The organism is Streptomyces sp. NPDC033165, assembly GCF_055577965.1.
In genome coordinates this window covers 1-16,295 of sequence record NZ_JBVIPK010000006.1, presented here as the reverse complement: position 1 = coordinate 16,295, position 16,295 = coordinate 1, and the positions used below count along the sequence as shown (strand labels likewise).

Here is a 16,295-nt window from a genome sequence, read left to right as displayed (position 1 = left end):
TAGACCCGCACACGGCACGGTCTTACCGACACCGGTACCGGTAAAGGACCCGGAAACGGTGGCGGGCCCGGCCGCCGAAGCGACCGGGCCCACCCACCCACGTAACTGCTACGTCGTCGTCCGGCGCCTGCGCGCACCCGGGCGCCGCTCGCTCGGCCGGGTCACCGGGTCACCGGCCTCCTTCGCCGCGTCCCGGCGCTGCGCACCGAAGGCGGCGAGCGCCTCGGCGAGCTTGTGCACCGACGGCTCCGGGGAGAGGACGTCGACCCGCAGGCCGTGCTCCTCTGCGGTCTTCGCGGTGGCGGGACCGATGCACGCGATGACGGTCACGTTGTGCGGCTTGCCCGCGATGCCGACCAGGTTGCGGACGGTCGAGGACGAGGTGAACAGGACCGCGTCGAAGCCGCCGCCCTTGATCGCCTCGCGGGTGTCGGCCGGCGGCGGCGAGGCGCGGACCGTGCGGTACGCGGTGACGTCGTCGACCTCCCAGCCCAGCTCGATGAGCCCGGCCACCAGGGTCTCGGTGGCGATGTCGGCGCGCGGCAGGAACACCCGGTCGATCGGGTCGAAGACCGGGTCGTAGGGCGGCCAGTCCTCCAGCAGCCCGGCGGCGGACTGCTCCCCGGAGGGCACCAGGTCGGGCTTCACTCCGAAGTCGACCAGCGCCGCGGCGGTCTGCTCGCCGACGGCCGCGACCTTGATCCCGGCGAAGGCCCGGGCGTCGAGACCGTACTCCTCGAACTTCTCCCGGACCGCCTTGACGGCGTTGACGCTGGTGAAGGCGATCCACTCGTAGCGTCCGGTGACCAGGCCCTTGACCGCGCGCTCCATCTGCTGGGGCGTACGCGGCGGCTCGACGGCGATCGTCGGGACCTCGTGCGGCACCGCACCGTAGGAACGCAGCTGGTCGGAGAGCGACGCGGCCTGCTCCTTCGTGCGCGGCACGAGCACCTTCCAGCCGAACAGCTGCTTGGACTCGAACCACGCGAGCTGGTCGCGCTGGGCGGCGGAGCTGCGCTCTCCGACCACGGCTATGACCGGCCGGTGGCCCTCGGGCGAGGGCAGCACCTTGGCCTGCTTGAGGACCTGGGCGATCGTCCCGAGGGTCGCCGTCCAGGTGCGCTGGCGGGTGGTGGTGCCCGCGATCGTCACGGTGAGCGGGGTGTCGGGCTTGCGGCCCGCGGAGACCAGCTCACCGGCGGCGGCGGCGACCGAGTCCAGCGTGGTGGAGACGACGGCGGTCGCGTCGCTCGCGCCGACCTCGTTCCAGCACCGGTCGGAGGCGGTACGCGCGTCGACGAAGCGGACGTCCGCCCCCTGCGCGTCGCGCAGCGGCACCCCGGCGTACGCGGGTACGCCGACGGCGTTCGCGACGCCCGGGACGACCTCGAAGGGCACCCCGGCGGCGGCGCAGGCGAGCATCTCCGCGCCCGCGTCCCCGTCCAGGCCCGGGTCGCCCGCAACAGCACGGACCACCCGCCTGCCGCCCTTCGCGGCCTCCATGACAAGATTGGCCGCATCCCTGAGAACGGGTACTCCGGCGGTCGTTGACGAGACGTCAACAACCGTCAGCTCAGGCGTGCTTACGCCTGCCCGCGCATGGCCGCGAACGACGTCGAGCACATCGGGCTCGGCGACAAGGACGTCCGCGCTCGCGAGCGCCTCGACGGCGCGCAGGGTCAGCAGTCCCGGGTCGCCGGGACCGGCGCCGAGGAAGGTGACCTGGCCTTGGGCGGACAGGACCGGAAAGTCGGATGCGGCGGGGCCGGTGGGGCTCAAAGTGCTCGCTCCCCCATAAGACCGGCCGCACCCTTGGCAAGCATCTCGGCCGCGAGTTCGCGACCGAGGGCCGCCGCGTCGTCGTGCGACGTGGGGACGGGACCGGTGGTGGACAGCTGTACCAGCGAGGAACCGTCGGTGGTACCGACGACTCCGCGCAGGCGCAGTTCGTTGACAACCTGTCCGTCGACCAGGAGGTCGGCCAGCGCACCCACAGGTGCGGAGCAGCCGGCCTCCAGGGCGGCGAGCAGGGCACGCTCGGCGGTCACGGCGGCCCGGGTGTACGGGTCGTCGAGCTCGGCGAGCGCGGCGGCGAGGTCCGCGTCGGACGCGGCGCACTCGATCGCCAGGGCTCCCTGGCCGGGAGCGGGCAGGACGGTGTCGACCGGCAGGAAGTCGGTCACCTCACCGGTCCGGCCGAGACGGCTGAGCCCGGCGGCGGCGAGAACCACCGCGTCGAGCTTGCCGTCACGCACGAACCCGATCCGCGTGTCGACGTTGCCCCGGATGGGGACGGTCTCGATCCGCAGGCCGTGGGAACGCGCGTACGCGTTGAGCTGCGCCATGCGGCGCGGCGAACCGGTGCCCACGCGGGCGCCGTCGGGCAGCTGCTCGAAGGTCAGCCCGTCCCGTGCGATCAGTGCGTCGCGCGGGTCCTCGCGCTGCGGCACGGCCGCCAGCACGAGGTCGTCGGGCTGGCCGGTCGGCAGGTCCTTGAGCGAGTGGACGGCGAAGTCCACCTCGCCCCGCAGCAGCGCCTCGCGCAGGGCCGCGACGAACACGCCGGTGCCGCCGATCTGCGCCAGGTGCTCGCGGGAGGTGTCCCCGTACGTGGTGATCTCGACGAGCTCGACGGCGCGCCCGGTCACCTCGCGGACGGCCTCGGCGACGAGGCCGGACTGGGCCATGGCCAGCTTGGAACGCCGGGTGCCCAGCCGGAGTGGCGCGGCGTTCCGCGCGCCCGGGGATGAGTTGTCGGTCATGACCGCCCTCTATTCGGGTCGTTCAGGTCTGCCCGGGAGACGGCGGCCACCGTCTGCGGGTCGAGGTCGAAGAGTTCGCGCAGCGCGTCCGCGTACCCGGCGCCGCCGGGTTCGCTGGCGAGCTGCTTGACCCGCACGGTGGGCGCGTGCAGGAGTTTGTCGACGACGCGGCGCACGGTCTGGGTGATCTCGGCGCGCTGCTTCTCGTCCAGGTCGGGGAGGCGGCCGTCCAGCCGGGCGATCTCGCCGGCGACCACGTCGGCGGCCATGGTGCGCAGGGCGACCACGGTCGGGGCGACGTGGGCGGCGCGCTGGGCGGCGCCGAAGGCGGCCACCTCGTCGGACACGATGGTGCGGACCCGGTCCACGTCGGCGGCCATCGGGGCGTCGGCGGACGCCTCGGCGAGCGACTCGATGTCGACGAGGCGCACCCCGTCGATGCGGTGGGCGGCGCCGTCGATGTCGCGCGGCATGGCGAGGTCGAGCAGGGCGAGCTTCACCGGTCCGGTGGACTGCGCGGGCAGCGTGACGCGGCGCGGGGCGGCCCCGCCGTCCGGTGCGGAAGCGGCGGAACCGTTCTCCACCCAAGCGGCGTGCTGGTCGACGTCGGCCGGGGCCGGAGCCGGGACGGCGGCGGACTCCGGCGCACCCACCGGGGCGTCCAGGGTCACGCCGAGGGCGTCCGCGAGGGCGTCGGCGGTGAGGACGAGGCCGGTGGCGCCGGTGCAGGAGACGACGATGTCTGCACGTGTCAGTTCGTCGCCGACCGCGGACATCTCGACCGCGTGGGCGCGCACCGCGGTGCCGTCGCCCTGGTGGAGGATCTCCACCAGCCGGTCGGCGCGGGCGCGGGTCCGGTTGGCGACGACGATCTCGGCGACACCGGTCCGGGCGAGGGTGGCGGCGGCCAGCGAGGACATCGAGCCCGCGCCGATGACCAGGGCGCGCTTGCCCCGGACCCAGAGGGCGGGGTCGGCCCCGGCGGCCAGCTGCTGGAGCCCGAACGTGACGAGCGACTGCCCGGCCCGGTCGATCCCGGTCTCGCTGTGGGCGCGCTTGCCGACCCGCAGGGCCTGCTGGAAGAGGTCGTTCAGCAGCCGTCCGGCGGTGTGCAGCTCCTGGCCGCGCGCGAGCGCGTCCTTGATCTGGCCGAGGATCTGGCCCTCGCCGACGACCATGGAGTCGAGGCCGCAGGCCACCGAGAAGAGGTGGTGGACGGCCCGGTCCTCGTAGTGCACATAGAGATACGGAGTGAGCTCGTCCAGGCCGACGCCGCTGTGCTGGGCGAGCAGGGTGGACAGCTCGGCGACGCCCGCGTGGAACTTGTCGACGTCCGCGTACAGCTCGATGCGGTTGCAGGTGGCCAGGACTGCGGCCTCGGTCGCGGGTTCCGCGGCGAGGGTGTCCTGGAGCAGCTTGGCCTGGGTGTCGGCAGCGAGGGACGCCCGCTCCAGTACGGAGACGGGGGCGCTGCGGTGGCTCAGTCCGACGACGAGGAGGCTCATGCCGGCATCACGGCGGGCATGTCCCCGTCGGGTCCCTTCCGGCTGGCGGGCGTGGCGCGCATCGGGGGCGCACCCTCGTCCTCGGCGGCGGAGTCCTCGCCGGCCTTGCGCTGCTCGTGGAACGCCAGGATCTGGAGCTCGATGGAGAGGTCGACCTTGCGCACGTCGACGCCCTCGGGCACCGAGAGCACGGTGGGCGCGAAGTTCAGGATGGAGGTCACCCCGGCGGCCACGAGCCGGTCGCAGACCTGCTGGGCGGCGCCGGGCGGGGTGGTGATCACGCCGATGGACACGCCGTTGTCGCTGATGATCCGGTCCAGGTCGTCCGTGTGCTGGACGGGGATGCCCGCTACCGGCGTACCGGCCATGGCGGGGTCGGCGTCGATCAGCGCCGCGACCCGGAAACCGCGGGAGGCGAAGCCGCCGTAGTTGGCGAGGGCCGCGCCGAGGTTGCCGATGCCGACGATGGCGACCGGCCAGTCCTGGGTGAGCCCGAGCTCGCGCGAGATCTGGTAGACGAGATACTCGACGTCGTACCCGACACCACGGGTGCCGTAGGACCCCAGGTAGCTGAAGTCCTTGCGCAGCTTCGCCGAGTTGACCCCGGCCGCCGTGGCCAGCTCCTCGGAGGAGACCGTGGGGACCGATCGCTCGGAAAGCGCGGTCAGGGCGCGCAGATACAGCGGGAGTCGGGCGACGGTGGCCTCGGGAATTCCTCGGCTACGGGTCGCCGGTCGGTGAGTTCGGCCAGTTGCCACGGTGCTCCTGCGGGATGAGCGGGGCTGCAGGCGGCCGTATGTCCCAAGACCGCCCCGTCGAATGCAGGCTATGTCTTTGTGAACGCGTGCACAAAGATGGTGTCCGTTTTGTCCGGTCAAAGTGACCGGGGTCACGCACATTCCCCGCGCGATCCCGGAACCAAGGACCGCATCAACCCGTTGCAGCCTCGAAGGGGGCAAAGCGGTACACACTCCTCACATCCACTCCCCCGAGACCACTCAAAACGCCCACGATGTTAACCGGGTTTCGCGTCCGCACCCAGCGCCTTGCGCAGTCTGGCCGGGTCCACGCGCCAGAACGTGTGCTGTTCGTCATCGATCAGCACCACCGGAATCTGCTCCCAGTACGCCTGGTACAGCTCCTCGTCCTCGGTGATGTCCTTCTCCACCCACGCCGCACCGGTCTCCTCGCAGACCGCGCCGACCACCTCCCGCGCGTCCTCGCACAGATGACAGCCGGGCTTCCCGATCAACGTGACCACCCGGTCGGCGGGCTTCTTCTTCGTACGGCGCAGCAGAGGGCTCATGCCTACATTCTGCGCCCGCGCGCCCCCGCGGCGGACCGCCCGGAATCGCCCGATTCACCATTCCGACCCGCAGCGTTCACACCCCTGCATCGCGGCAGGTCCGGCAGGTGCGGGCGGACTGGCTATGCTCGCGGCATGGCCGCTCTTGGATGGCTCACCCCCCGTAGGCGTTCCGCGACTGCACGGAGCGTCCTGGCCGGCGAGGCCGCGGCGGAGGCCGCGCGCAGGACCTCGGCCGACGAGGACGCCGCTCTCCTGACCAGGGCCCCCGCAGAGGCGCCCGAGGAGCCCGCGTTCCCGGTCGCCGGGGACGACCGCGCCGCCGCCTTCTTCGACCTCGACAACACCGTCATGCAGGGCGCCGCGATCTTCCACTTCGGCCGCGGCCTGTACAAGCGGAAGTTCTTCGAGCGCCGCGAGCTCACCCGGTTCGCCTGGCAGCAGGCGTGGTTCCGGCTGGCCGGCGTCGAGGACCCGGACCACATGCAGGACGCCCGCGACAGCGCCCTGTCCATCGTCAAGGGCCACCGCGTCTCCGAGCTGATGTCCATCGGCGAGGAGATCTACGACGAGTACATGGCCGACCGCATCTGGCCCGGCACCCGCGCCCTGGCCCAGGCCCACCTGGACGCCGGGCAGAAGGTCTGGCTGGTCACCGCCGCCCCCGTGGAGACGGCCACCATCATCGCCCGCCGCCTCGGCCTCACCGGCGCGCTCGGCACCGTCGCCGAATCGGTCGACGGCGTCTACACCGGCCGCCTGGTCGGCGAACCGCTCCACGGCCCCGCCAAGGCCGAGGCCGTTCGCGCCCTGGCCACCGCCGAGGGCCTGGACCTGGAGCGCTGCGCCGCCTACAGCGACTCGCACAACGACATCCCGATGCTCTCGCTGGTCGGCCACCCCTACGCGATCAACCCGGACACCAAGCTCCGCAAGTACGCCCGCGCCCGCGACTGGCGGCTGCGCGACTACCGCACCGGCCGCAAGGCGGCCAAGGTCGGCATCCCGGCCGCCGCCGGGGTCGGCGCGCTCGCGGGCGGCACGGCCGCGGCCGTCGCCCTGCACCGCCGCCGCCGCTGACCCCGCACCCACGCCCGTACGCTCCACGCCCCGCACCTCCGGTCGCATCCGGTCACGGGGCGCAGCCACGCCCGGAGCCGTACGGCCAATCGTGAGCGGCCGCCCCGCCGGGCCCAGCGCCCCCTCCGGCCAGTCGGATTACCGACGCCCGACCACAACCCGTCGCCCCCAGAGACAGATCACGAAGTAATCCGATCAATAAACGGTCACCATGTGCTACTTGTTCCGTCACTTAGCGATAACAGAAGCGACGGAAGCGATGATTTAGACAACTGGGTGTAGCACCGCCTGCACGAAGCGTTATTCTCCTCAGACGCATCACGGAGACCGCCACCCGCTACGACGGGTGACGTTTTTCGAACTGCTCGTGATGGAAGCTCTGCCTCTGGGAGTCCCGTGTACCCACACGTCGGGGTTGACGCCTCGGGCCTGGCTACGCTGCGTGCATCGGTCATTGACCGCTTGCGCGGCTTCGTCCCCACCGCGTACGCCGTCCCCGCATTTGCCACCCCTGCACCTGCCGGCCCTTGTTACGCCATGGCCGAACGCAGTGCGGCGGTCGGAAGACGCAGCACCCGTACCGCCTCGACCACGGCGGCCGTCCGTCGTCCCACCGCCGACAGCGACAGCGCGCGCATGATGGATCTCGTCGAGCGCGCACAGGCCGGCGAGGCGGACGCCTTCGGCCGCCTGTACGACCAGTACAGCGACACGGTGTACCGGTACATCTACTACCGCGTGGGCGGCAAGGCGACCGCGGAGGACCTCACCAGCGAGACCTTCCTCCGCGCGCTGCGCCGTATCTCCACGTTCACCTGGCAGGGCCGCGACTTCGGCGCCTGGCTGGTCACGATCGCCCGCAATCTGGTCGCCGACCACTTCAAATCCAGTCGTTTCCGACTGGAAGTGACCACCGGCGAGATGCTCGACGCCAACGAGGTGGCGCGCAGCCCCGAGGACTCCGTCCTGGAGTCCCTCTCCAACGCCGCACTGCTCCAGGCCGTGCGACGCCTCAACCCCCAGCAGCAGGAGTGCGTCACCCTGCGGTTCCTCCAGGGCCTCTCGGTCGCCGAGACCGCCCGGGTGATGGGAAAGAACGAGGGCGCGATCAAGACCCTCCAGTACCGCGCGGTGCGGACCCTGGCCCGGCTCCTGCCGGACGACGCCCGCTGACCTGACCGACGGACCTCTGCGTGACCGTCCCCTCACGCACTGGTCCGATCATCTTTCGCGCGTAACCCAAGTGCCGCGAGGCTCGTTGTGCCGGTTGCAGGCCCCCTGTCGTCACCCCCTGTCCGTCGCCACTCACTCCATCGAGTGGAAACGCTCAAGGTGTGCAACCTTCCGGACCGCCAGGGGAGTCGACCGTCATGACGAGAGGAGGTGCCGCCAGTGATCGCAAACGTTTCGGCACACCGGCGGGCCAACGCCTTCGCCCAGGCCCTGGAGGAGCAGACCCCCCAGGGTGCGGCGGCCGTACAGCCCGAGGACACGGCCGAACAGGCCGACCCCGGACCGCTGTTGGCCCTGGCGAACGGCCTCGGTGAACTACCGAAGCCGCAGTTGGACCCCGAGGTCAAAGTGGTACAGCGAGCCCAGCTCGTCGCGGCCATGGAGGCCATGTTCGCCGAGGGCGGCGCGTCCACGGGCCCTACGGTGCCCGAGCAACGGGCCAAGGGGGCACACCGGGCCTCACCGCTGCGGAAACTGCGCCCCCGCTCCCGCTGGGCGAAGGGACTCACCGCCGGCGGGCTCACCGTCGGTGTCGCCGCAGGGGCGTTCGGCGGAGTCGCCGCCGCCAGCTCCGACGCCCTCCCCGGTGATTCGCTGTACGGGCTGAAGCGCGGGATGGAGGACATCAGCCTCGGCATGACCAAGGGCGACGCCGACCGCGGCGAGGCCTACCTCGACCAGGCCTCCACCCGGCTCAGCGAGGCCCGCCGCCTCATGGAGCGCGGCCGCTCCGGCGAGCTGGACCACGAGTCGCTCGGCGCCATCAGACGCGCCCTCAACGGCATGTCCCACGACGCCTCCGAGGGCCACCGGCTGCTCCACGCCACCTACCAGCGCGACGGCTCGATCGGCCCGATCCAGACCCTCGACTCCTTCTCCCGCTCACACCGCGACACCTGGAGCAACCTCCGCGACCGACTGCCCGTCCAGCTCAGCGACGTCGGCGACGAGGTCAGCTCCGTCTTCGACGCCATGGAGGAGGAAGTCGAACCACTCCGGTCGCTCCTCCCCCGCGTCCCGGGCGGGAGCAAGGACACCGGACGCGCCGACACCACCACCCCCGGCACCGGCTCACCCCGGTCCGACGCCCCCGCCCCCGGCGCCTCCCAGCAGCCCGGGGACCGCACCGATGGCAGCACCGCCCCCAAGCCCTCCGGCTCCACCGAATCCACCCCCGACGACGGACTGCTGGGCGGCGGCGGGGACGGACTGCTCGACGAGCTGCCCACGGACGGCCTCACCCAGCCCTCCCCCGAGGGCAGGCCCAGCAGCCCGCCCGCCCCGGACGTCACCCTGCCCCCGCTCCTCCCGGGCCTCCTCCCGGGCCTGGGCATCGACGGCGAGAACCTCAAGCCGTAGACCGGAGCAAGCGAAGGGGGGGGCGGTACGCGAAGCGCGTACCGCCCCCCCTTCTTCCGTAGCTACGGAAGAACACCGAAGATCAGAAGAACACCGACCGCCGCTGCACCAGCAGCCGGTACAGCGTGTGCTGGATCTGCTCACGCACCTGGTCCGTCAGGTTGAACATCAGCATCGGGTCCTCCGCCGCCTCCGGCGGATAGCCGTCCGTCGGAATCGGCTCACCGAACTGGATCGTCCACTTCGTCGGCAGCGGCACCGCGCCCAGCGGCCCCAGCCACGGGAAGGTCGGCGTGATCGGGAAGTACGGGAAGCCCAGCAGCCGCGCCAGCGTCTTCGCGTTGCCGATCATCGGGTAGATCTCCTCCGCGCCCACGATCGAGCACGGCACGATCGGCGCACCCGCCCGCAGCGCCGTCGACACGAACCCGCCCCGGCCGAAACGCTGAAGCTTGTAGCGCTCACCGAACGGCTTGCCGATGCCCTTGAACCCCTCCGGCATCACCCCGACGATCTCGCCCCGCTCCAGCAGTCGCTGCGCGTCCTCCGCGCAGGCCAGCGTGTGCCCGGCCTTGCGGGCCAGCTCGTTGACGACCGGGAGATGAAAAACCAGATCCGCGGCGAGCAGCCGCAGATGACGCTCGGCCGGATGGTTGTCGTGCACCGCGACCTGAAGCATCAGCCCGTCCAGCGGCAACGTCCCGGAGTGATTGGCCACGATGAGCGCCCCGCCGCCCGACGGGATGTTCTCGATGCCCTTCACCTCGACCCGGAAGTACTTGTCCGCCAGCGGCCGCAGCAGCGACATCAGGACCTGGTCGGTGAGCTCCTTGTCGTAGCCGAACTCATCGACGTCGTAATCCCCGGTGACCCGCCGCCGCAGAAACGCCAGCCCGCCCGCGATCCGCCGCTCCCAGCCCCCGTCCTCGCCGCCCTCCGGAGGCGGCTCGCCGCCCTCCGGGGCCGGGGAGAGGTCCGGGACCTCCGCCCCCGGCAGGGCGCTCACCGGAGCCGTGGCGCCCTCGCCCCGGCCACTGCCACCGGGGCCGCCCGCCCCGGTCCTGCGCCGCGCCGGACGCGACGCGTTCCCGGACCGCGAACGGTCGTCGTCGAACGGAATGACCTTGGCGTCCGCCATCGTCGGTGCGCTCCTCTACCTGGCGCCGTGAGTCGTCTGTACCGAACCGGCCCCGCGCTCCCGCGGCCCGGCACCCCCCGGGACCGGCAGCGCCGCCAGCCGGTCCACCGCCCTGCCCGCCGTCTCCGGCGGCAGCAGACCGGGCCCCCGGCTCCGCGCGAACTCCGCGAAAGTCTCGGCCGTGGTGAACTTCGGCCGGAAACCGAGGGTCTCGCGCATCTGCACGGTCGAAACCACCCTGCCATGGGTGAGCAGCCGGATCTGCTCCGGCGAGAAGTCGGTCATGCCGATCGTACGAAGGGCCGAGCCCACCCAGGTGACGGCGGGCAGCAGCACCGGCACGGTCGGCCGCCCCAGCCGCCGCGAACACTGCGACAGCAGCAGCACCCCGTCCCCCGCGATGTTGAAGGTGCCGCTGTTCAGCGTCCCGCGCCGGGGTTCGCTCGCGGCGATCCCCAGGACGTCGATCACATCGTCCTCGTGCACGAACTGGAGCCGCGGGTCATAGCCGAAAACCGTCGGCAGGACGGGCAGCGACAGATAGTCCGCCAGCGGCGAGTCCGGCTCGGGCCCCAGGATGTTCGCGAACCGCAGCACGCACACCGCCACGTCCGGCCGGCGGCGGGCGAAGCCCCGTACGTACCCCTCGACCTCCACCGCGTCCTTCGCGAAGCCTCCGCTCGGCAGCGACTTGGGCGGGGTGGTCTCGGTGAACACGGCGGGGTCGCGGGGCGCCGACCCGTACACGCTGGTACTGGACTTCACCACGAGCCGCTGGACCGTGGGGGACTTCTGGCAGGCGCCGAGCAGCTGCATCGTCCCGATGACGTTGGTCTCCTTGAGCGCCTGGCGGCCGCCCGCGCCGAGCGCCTTGCCGGAGACGTCCAGGTGGACGACCGTGTCGACGGAGTGTTCGGCCAGGACCCGCGCTATGGCCGACTGCCGGATGTCCGCGCGGACGAACTCCGCGTCGCCCAGCTGATGCGCGGGCGTGACCGCGTCGACGGCGATCACCCGGTCCACCCCGGGCTCGCGCTGGACGTGCCGGACGAAGCGGCCCCCCAGCTGCCGGGCCACTCCCGTGACGAGCACGACCTTCCCCAAGACCCGGCTCCCCTGCTTCCAGCGGTAACTTCCTGGCCGTCACCGTAGCGGGTGGCCGCCGCCCTGTGACGACCCCATGCCCCGAAACGCACCGCAGCCCTCCCGCCAGAACGGCGGAAGGGCTGCGGATCTCACGAACTGCGTTCGCTTACTTCTTGTTGCGACGCTGAACGCGCGTGCGCTTGAGCAGCTTGCGGTGCTTCTTCTTGGCCATCCGCTTGCGCCGCTTCTTGATAACAGAGCCCACGACTACCCTCGCTCACTTCATTTTCACTGGTGCGGGGCGTCTGGGCCCACACGACCTACGTCGGCCTAGCCTACCCGCCACCGTCCGAGGGACGTAATCCGCAGGCAACCTCAGGCTGATTCCACCCCCACAAAGGACTCGCGGAGATACGCGTGAACCGCTTGCTCCGGCACCCGGAAGGACCTGCCCACCCGGATCGCCGGCAGATGACCGCTGTGCACCAAGCGGTACACGGTCATCTTCGACACTCGCATGACCGAGGCGACTTCCGCCACGGTCAGAAACTTGACCTCGTTGAGAGGCCTCTCGCTGCCAGCAGCCATGACCCACCTGTACCTTCCGCACCGGACGCGCACCGGCTTCCCCTCCGGTGACTCTTCGTCGCTGTGCGCTCACTCCACAGATTAGGGGCGGGTGGTGCGAGTGGGGAAGAGGAGAGACGATCGACGGCCTACTGTGACAGACAGGCCCGATTGAGCACATAGCGCGTCAACGGCCGGTAGAACGCCGACCGTACGCCGTCGTCGAGCGGAACCACCACGGACACCCGCCCCTCGGCCTCCCCCACGAACAGCGCCGGATCGTCCGTGTCCGCCGGCCCGATCGCCTCGATCCCCAGCTGACCTGCACCGCAGACCCAGCCGTGATCCCCGATCACCAGCTCGGGCAGCACCCCGAGACGCTCCGCCGCGTCCTGGAGCGCGAGCCTCACGGGAAGCGGCGAATGCGTGTGCGCGCCGGTCGCACCCCCCGTGGGCCGCCCCCCTGGTTCGCGCACCAGGGCGACACCCCGTACGTAGTCGAGGTTGTACGTGCGTACGCCAAACCGGGTCGTTATGTCGACACATCGCCCCTGCGCAGGGGTGAGAACAGGACAGCCCGCCGCCGACAGCGCGTCTGCCAGCCCGGCGTAGAAACCGAGCAGCCGGTGCGGATGACCGGTCCCCAGCAGCACCGGAGCCCGCCGCTCGGCCACCACCGCCAGCCGCTCGGCGAACGCGTCCAGCGCGGCCACCGTCCGCTCCGGATCGATCGCGTCGGGCCCCGAGACATGCGCGGGATCGGCCGAGACCCCGCACCGGTCCGCCATCAGCCGCAGCAGCTCGCCCTCGCCCCAGGCCCGCTCGGGCGCGAGCCCCAGCATCACCCGCGGATCCCGGGCCGCGAACAGCCGGTAGCTGCGCAGACTGTTCTCGCGCGGCGTGGCCACGGGCCCGGCCAGCCGGGCCGCCAGCAGATGGGCGCGCAGCGCCCCGGTGCTCAACACCCCACGGATGCTGCCGTATCGCGGCGCACGGACAGGCCGGATTCCCGCTACACCCCACCGTTGGCGTAACCGCACGGCACAATGCCCCGCGGCCGCCCCTCCCTCAGGCCAGCAGCCCCCGCAGCGGGAACGCCGCCTTCCGGGTGGCCAGCACGGCCTGGTCCAGCCGGTCCGCCGGGTCGTACCCGTCCTCCCACGACTTCCACGACGGCGTACGTCCATCCGTCATCCGCCCGGGGCCCAGCTGCCGTGTGCGGGCATAGACCAGATCCCGCCAGGAGGCCGGGACCACGGACTCGGGGTCGACGGGCGCGTGCGCGGCGATGCCCACCAGATGCGTCCACGACCTCGGTACGACATCCACCACCGCGTACCCGCCCCCGCCGAGCGCCACCCAGCGCCCGTCCGCGTAGCTGTGGGCCAGCTCGTGGCAGGACTCCATCACGGCCCGCTGCGCGTCGAGGGAGACGGCGAGGTGGGCGAGCGGGTCCTCGAAGTGCGTATCGGCCCCGTGCTGGGTCACGAGCACCTGCGGCCGGAAGTCGGCGATCAGCTCCGGCACGACGGAGTGGAAGGCCCGCAGCCACCCGGCGTCCCCGGTCCCGGCGGGCAGCGGCAGATTGACTGCACTGCCCTCCCCCGCCCCGGCCCCGGTCTCCTCCGACCACCCGGTCTGCGGGAACAGGGTCCTGGGGTGCTCGTGCAGCGAGATGGTCAGGACCCGCGGGTCCTCCCAGAACGCGGCCTGCACCCCGTCCCCGTGGTGGACGTCCACATCGACGTACGCGACCCTCTCCGCGCCCAGCTCCAGCAGCCGGGCGATGGCGAGGGCCGGGTCGTTGTAGACGCAGAACCCGGCGGCCGACCCGGGCATGGCGTGGTGCAGCCCCCCGGTGAAGTTCACCGCGTGCGCGCACTCGCCCCGCCACACCGCCTCGGCGGCCCCCACGGAGAGCCCGGCGATCAGCGCGGACGCCTCGTGCATCCCCGCGAACGCCGGATCGTCGACGGTCCCGAGCCCGTAGTCCTGGTCGGCGGCCCGTGGATTCGCGGAGGCGGCCCGCACCGCGGCCACGTAGTCCTGCCGGTGCACGAGCCGCAGGGTGGAGTCCCCCACGGGCTTCGCCGACCGCAGATCCACCGCCTCGTCCAGCCTGTACGCCCGTACCAGCCCCATCGTCAGGGCCAGCCGGACCGGGTCCATGGGGTGGCTCTCCCCGAAGTCGTATCCCGTAACTGCGTCATCCCACATCAGCTGTGTGCGGCCGCTCATGCCCGCCACCGTATCGGGCGGGCTCCGGCCCGAACGAGCGGGCATACACCAGCGTCACCAGCACCAGAACCATCGGCACGAGCATGGCGCCCCGATAGCTCCACGCATCCCCCAGAACACCCACCAGCGGCGAACCCACCAGGAACCCCACATAGTTGAAGATATTGATCCGGGCCACGGCCTCATCGCTGTTCCCCGGGAACATCCGCCCGGCCGCCGCGAAGGTCTGCGGCACGATCACACAGAGCCCGAGCCCGAGCATCGTGAACCCGAGCATCCCCACCCAGGCCCCCGGCGCCACCGCCACGACCGCGAACCCCCCGGCCGCCAGCAGACTCCCGCCCCGCACCACGGCCACCGCCCCGAACCTCCGCACCCCGAGATCCCCGACGGCCCGCCCCAACAGCGTCGTCACCATGTAGAGGTTGTACGGAACGGTCGCCAGCTGCTCCGAGCTGCCGAGCACGTCCTGAAGGTACTTGGCACTCCAGTTGGAGACGGTCGAGTCACCGATGTACGCGAAGCCCATCACGAGGCACAGGGGCAACAGCAGCTTGAACGAAACCGCCCCACCCGGACCGCCGGAAACGCCACCGGACGGCTCGGGCGCCTTCCCCTCCGTGTACCACCGGCTCCCGACCAGCGCGGCGGGCAACAACACCGCCACAGCAGGCAGGTACGACACGAGCAACGGCAGATCCCAGCGCGCCCCGACCCACGCCAGGGACGCCCCCACGATCCCGCCGAGGCTGAACGCGGCGTGGAAGCCGAGCATGATGCTGCGCCCGTACGCCCGCTGAAGGCTGACGCCCAGCATGTTCATCGAGGCGTCCAACGCCCCGACGGCCAGGCCGAAAACGCCGAGCGCGACGGCGACCTGCCACACTTCCCGCCCCGCGCCCACCCCGAGCAGGGCGAGCGGGACGAGGGGCTGGGCCCACCGCAGCACGGCACCGGGCCGCACCCGCGCGACCAGCTTTCCGGTGGCCACACTGCCGACCCCCGCCAGAACGGGGACGGCAGCGAGGAAGACGGGCAGCAGCCCGTCGGATATCCCGTACTGGTCCTGAATGGCGGGTATGCGCGTCACCAGGAGAGCGAAGGCGACGCCTTGAACGCCGAAGCTCAGCCCCAGGGAGGCCCTGCCGTGCCGCAAGCCCGCATCAGTCATGGCCGCGAGCGTAGAGCCCGGCTCTACCCGTGGGTAGATGGGTCAGGCGAGCAGTTCCGGAAGTTGGGACATGTCGGAGAAGTACCCGGTCACTCCGACGAGCCGGTCCGCGGGCATCATCGACGTGAACCCGTACACGTCCATCCCCGCGGCCCGTGCCGCCTCGACGCCGAGCGGGCTGTCCTCGATGACCACGCACCGCTCCGGCGCCACCCCCATCCGCTCGGCGGCATGCAGGAACAGATCCGGCGCCGGCTTCCCCCGCCCCACGTCCTCCGAGCTGAAGATCCACTCCTCCTCGAACCACTGGTCGATGCCGGTCTTGCGGTGCCCGACCCGGATCCGCTCGTGGCTCCCGGAGGACGCGACGCAGTAGTCCACCCCGTCGGCGACAAGCTTCCCGAGCAGCTCCTCCGCCCCGTCCACGGCCACCAGCTCCTGCTGGAAAGCCGCGAACGTACGGGAGTTGAGCGTGGTGTCGAAGTCCGCGGGCAGCTTCTCCCCGGTTCTCTCCTCGACGAGGTCGTGCACGCGGTGAACAGCGGATCCCATGTAGTCGCGGAGCGATTCCTCGTACGAGGTCGGGTGACCGAGTTCGGTCAGGTAGCCGGAGAGGATGGTGTTGGCGATCGGCTCACTGTCGACGAGCACACCATCGTTGTCGAAGATGACCAGTTCGTAGCGCATGGTTCGAGCCTAGACGTTCAGAACGCAGAAAAGCCCCGTGCCACAAGGCACGGGGCTTTCCCGGAAAAATTGTTCGGCGGCGTCCTACTCTCCCACAGGGTCCCCCCTGCAGTACCATCGGCGCTGAAAGGCTTAGCTTCCGGGTTCGGAATGTAACCGGGCG

16 protein-coding genes and 1 rRNA gene are annotated in these 16,295 nt (G+C 71.3%); 3 read left to right on the top strand and 14 right to left on the bottom strand.

All coding sequences use genetic code 11. The annotated features are described in order from the left end of the window. Positions 1-108: 108 nt before the first annotated feature. From ACZ5WC_RS16000 to ACZ5WC_RS15980, 5 genes are all read right to left on the bottom strand, one after another. Positions 109-1,779, bottom strand: coding sequence for a bifunctional uroporphyrinogen-III C-methyltransferase/uroporphyrinogen-III synthase (locus ACZ5WC_RS16000; protein WP_468541359.1), 1,671 nt, complete (start codon positions 1,777-1,779; stop codon positions 109-111). After that, complete coding sequence (hemC, locus tag ACZ5WC_RS15995; RefSeq protein ID WP_096631505.1) at positions 1,776-2,762, bottom strand: hydroxymethylbilane synthase; 987 nt, start codon at positions 2,760-2,762, stop codon at positions 1,776-1,778. The genes ACZ5WC_RS16000 and hemC overlap by 4 nt, the downstream gene beginning before the upstream one ends. Continuing rightward, positions 2,759-4,267 carry a glutamyl-tRNA reductase gene (locus ACZ5WC_RS15990; RefSeq protein ID WP_468541358.1) on the bottom strand — a complete coding sequence of 503 codons (1,509 nt, stop codon included), beginning with the start codon at positions 4,265-4,267 and terminating at the stop codon, positions 2,759-2,761. Before ACZ5WC_RS15990 ends, hemC begins: the two co-directional genes overlap by 4 nt. Beyond that, positions 4,264-5,025 (bottom strand): redox-sensing transcriptional repressor Rex, encoded by a 762-nt coding sequence (locus tag ACZ5WC_RS15985; protein ID WP_096631502.1) that lies wholly within the window; start codon positions 5,023-5,025, stop codon positions 4,264-4,266. The genes ACZ5WC_RS15990 and ACZ5WC_RS15985 overlap by 4 nt, the downstream gene beginning before the upstream one ends. A 257-nt stretch (positions 5,026-5,282) precedes the next feature. Continuing rightward, positions 5,283-5,573 (bottom strand): glutaredoxin family protein, encoded by a 291-nt coding sequence (locus ACZ5WC_RS15980; RefSeq protein ID WP_468541357.1) that lies wholly within the window; start codon positions 5,571-5,573, stop codon positions 5,283-5,285. A gap of 135 nt (positions 5,574-5,708) precedes the next feature. Between ACZ5WC_RS15980 and ACZ5WC_RS15975 the strand changes: the two genes are divergently transcribed. From ACZ5WC_RS15975 to ACZ5WC_RS15965, 3 genes are all read left to right on the top strand, one after another. Further along, on the top strand, positions 5,709-6,653 hold the full coding sequence (locus ACZ5WC_RS15975; protein ID WP_468541356.1) for an HAD family hydrolase: 945 nt from the start codon (positions 5,709-5,711) through the stop codon (positions 6,651-6,653). A 396-nt stretch (positions 6,654-7,049) separates the two neighbouring features. After that, positions 7,050-7,826, top strand: a complete 777-nt coding sequence (locus ACZ5WC_RS15970; RefSeq protein WP_096633006.1) for an ECF subfamily RNA polymerase sigma factor, BldN family — start codon at positions 7,050-7,052, stop codon at positions 7,824-7,826. Between the two features lie 219 nt (positions 7,827-8,045). Continuing rightward, positions 8,046-9,245, top strand: coding sequence for a DUF5667 domain-containing protein (locus tag ACZ5WC_RS15965; RefSeq protein WP_468541355.1), 1,200 nt, complete (start codon positions 8,046-8,048; stop codon positions 9,243-9,245). An 82-nt stretch (positions 9,246-9,327) separates the two neighbouring features. Here ACZ5WC_RS15965 and ACZ5WC_RS15960 read toward each other — a convergent pair whose 3' ends face one another. The 9 genes from ACZ5WC_RS15960 to rrf all read right to left on the bottom strand — a co-directional run. Further along, a complete protein-coding gene (locus tag ACZ5WC_RS15960) occupies positions 9,328-10,383 on the bottom strand; it encodes a lysophospholipid acyltransferase family protein (RefSeq protein ID WP_468541354.1) in 1,056 nt (351 codons plus the stop codon). 15 nt (positions 10,384-10,398) lie between these two features. Then, on the bottom strand, positions 10,399-11,487 hold the full coding sequence (locus tag ACZ5WC_RS15955; protein ID WP_468541353.1) for an NAD-dependent epimerase/dehydratase family protein: 1,089 nt from the start codon (positions 11,485-11,487) through the stop codon (positions 10,399-10,401). A gap of 148 nt (positions 11,488-11,635) precedes the next feature. Further along, positions 11,636-11,734: a 30S ribosomal protein bS22 gene (locus ACZ5WC_RS15950; RefSeq protein WP_003948845.1), complete on the bottom strand. Its 99-nt coding sequence runs from the start codon at positions 11,732-11,734 to the stop codon at positions 11,636-11,638. A gap of 110 nt (positions 11,735-11,844) precedes the next feature. Further along, positions 11,845-12,057: a helix-turn-helix domain-containing protein gene (locus tag ACZ5WC_RS15945; RefSeq protein WP_003968329.1), complete on the bottom strand. Its 213-nt coding sequence runs from the start codon at positions 12,055-12,057 to the stop codon at positions 11,845-11,847. 128 nt (positions 12,058-12,185) lie between these two features. Beyond that, entirely contained in the window at positions 12,186-13,001 is an 816-nt protein-coding gene (locus ACZ5WC_RS15940) for a phosphatase (RefSeq protein ID WP_468541352.1), read from the bottom strand. A 103-nt stretch (positions 13,002-13,104) separates the two neighbouring features. Then, a complete protein-coding gene (locus ACZ5WC_RS15935) occupies positions 13,105-14,274 on the bottom strand; it encodes an acetoin utilization protein AcuC (RefSeq protein WP_468541351.1) in 1,170 nt (389 codons plus the stop codon). Beyond that, the gene (locus tag ACZ5WC_RS15930) at positions 14,243-15,445 is read right to left on the bottom strand and encodes an MFS transporter (protein WP_468541350.1); all 1,203 of its coding nucleotides are present in this window, start codon (positions 15,443-15,445) and stop codon (positions 14,243-14,245) included. The genes ACZ5WC_RS15935 and ACZ5WC_RS15930 overlap by 32 nt, the downstream gene beginning before the upstream one ends. Before the next feature lie 42 nt (positions 15,446-15,487). Beyond that, a complete protein-coding gene (locus ACZ5WC_RS15925; protein ID WP_468541349.1) occupies positions 15,488-16,132 on the bottom strand; it encodes an HAD family hydrolase in 645 nt (214 codons plus the stop codon). A 71-nt stretch (positions 16,133-16,203) separates the two neighbouring features. Then, a 5S ribosomal RNA gene (rrf, locus tag ACZ5WC_RS15920) occupies positions 16,204-16,295 on the bottom strand; the annotation flags it as partial.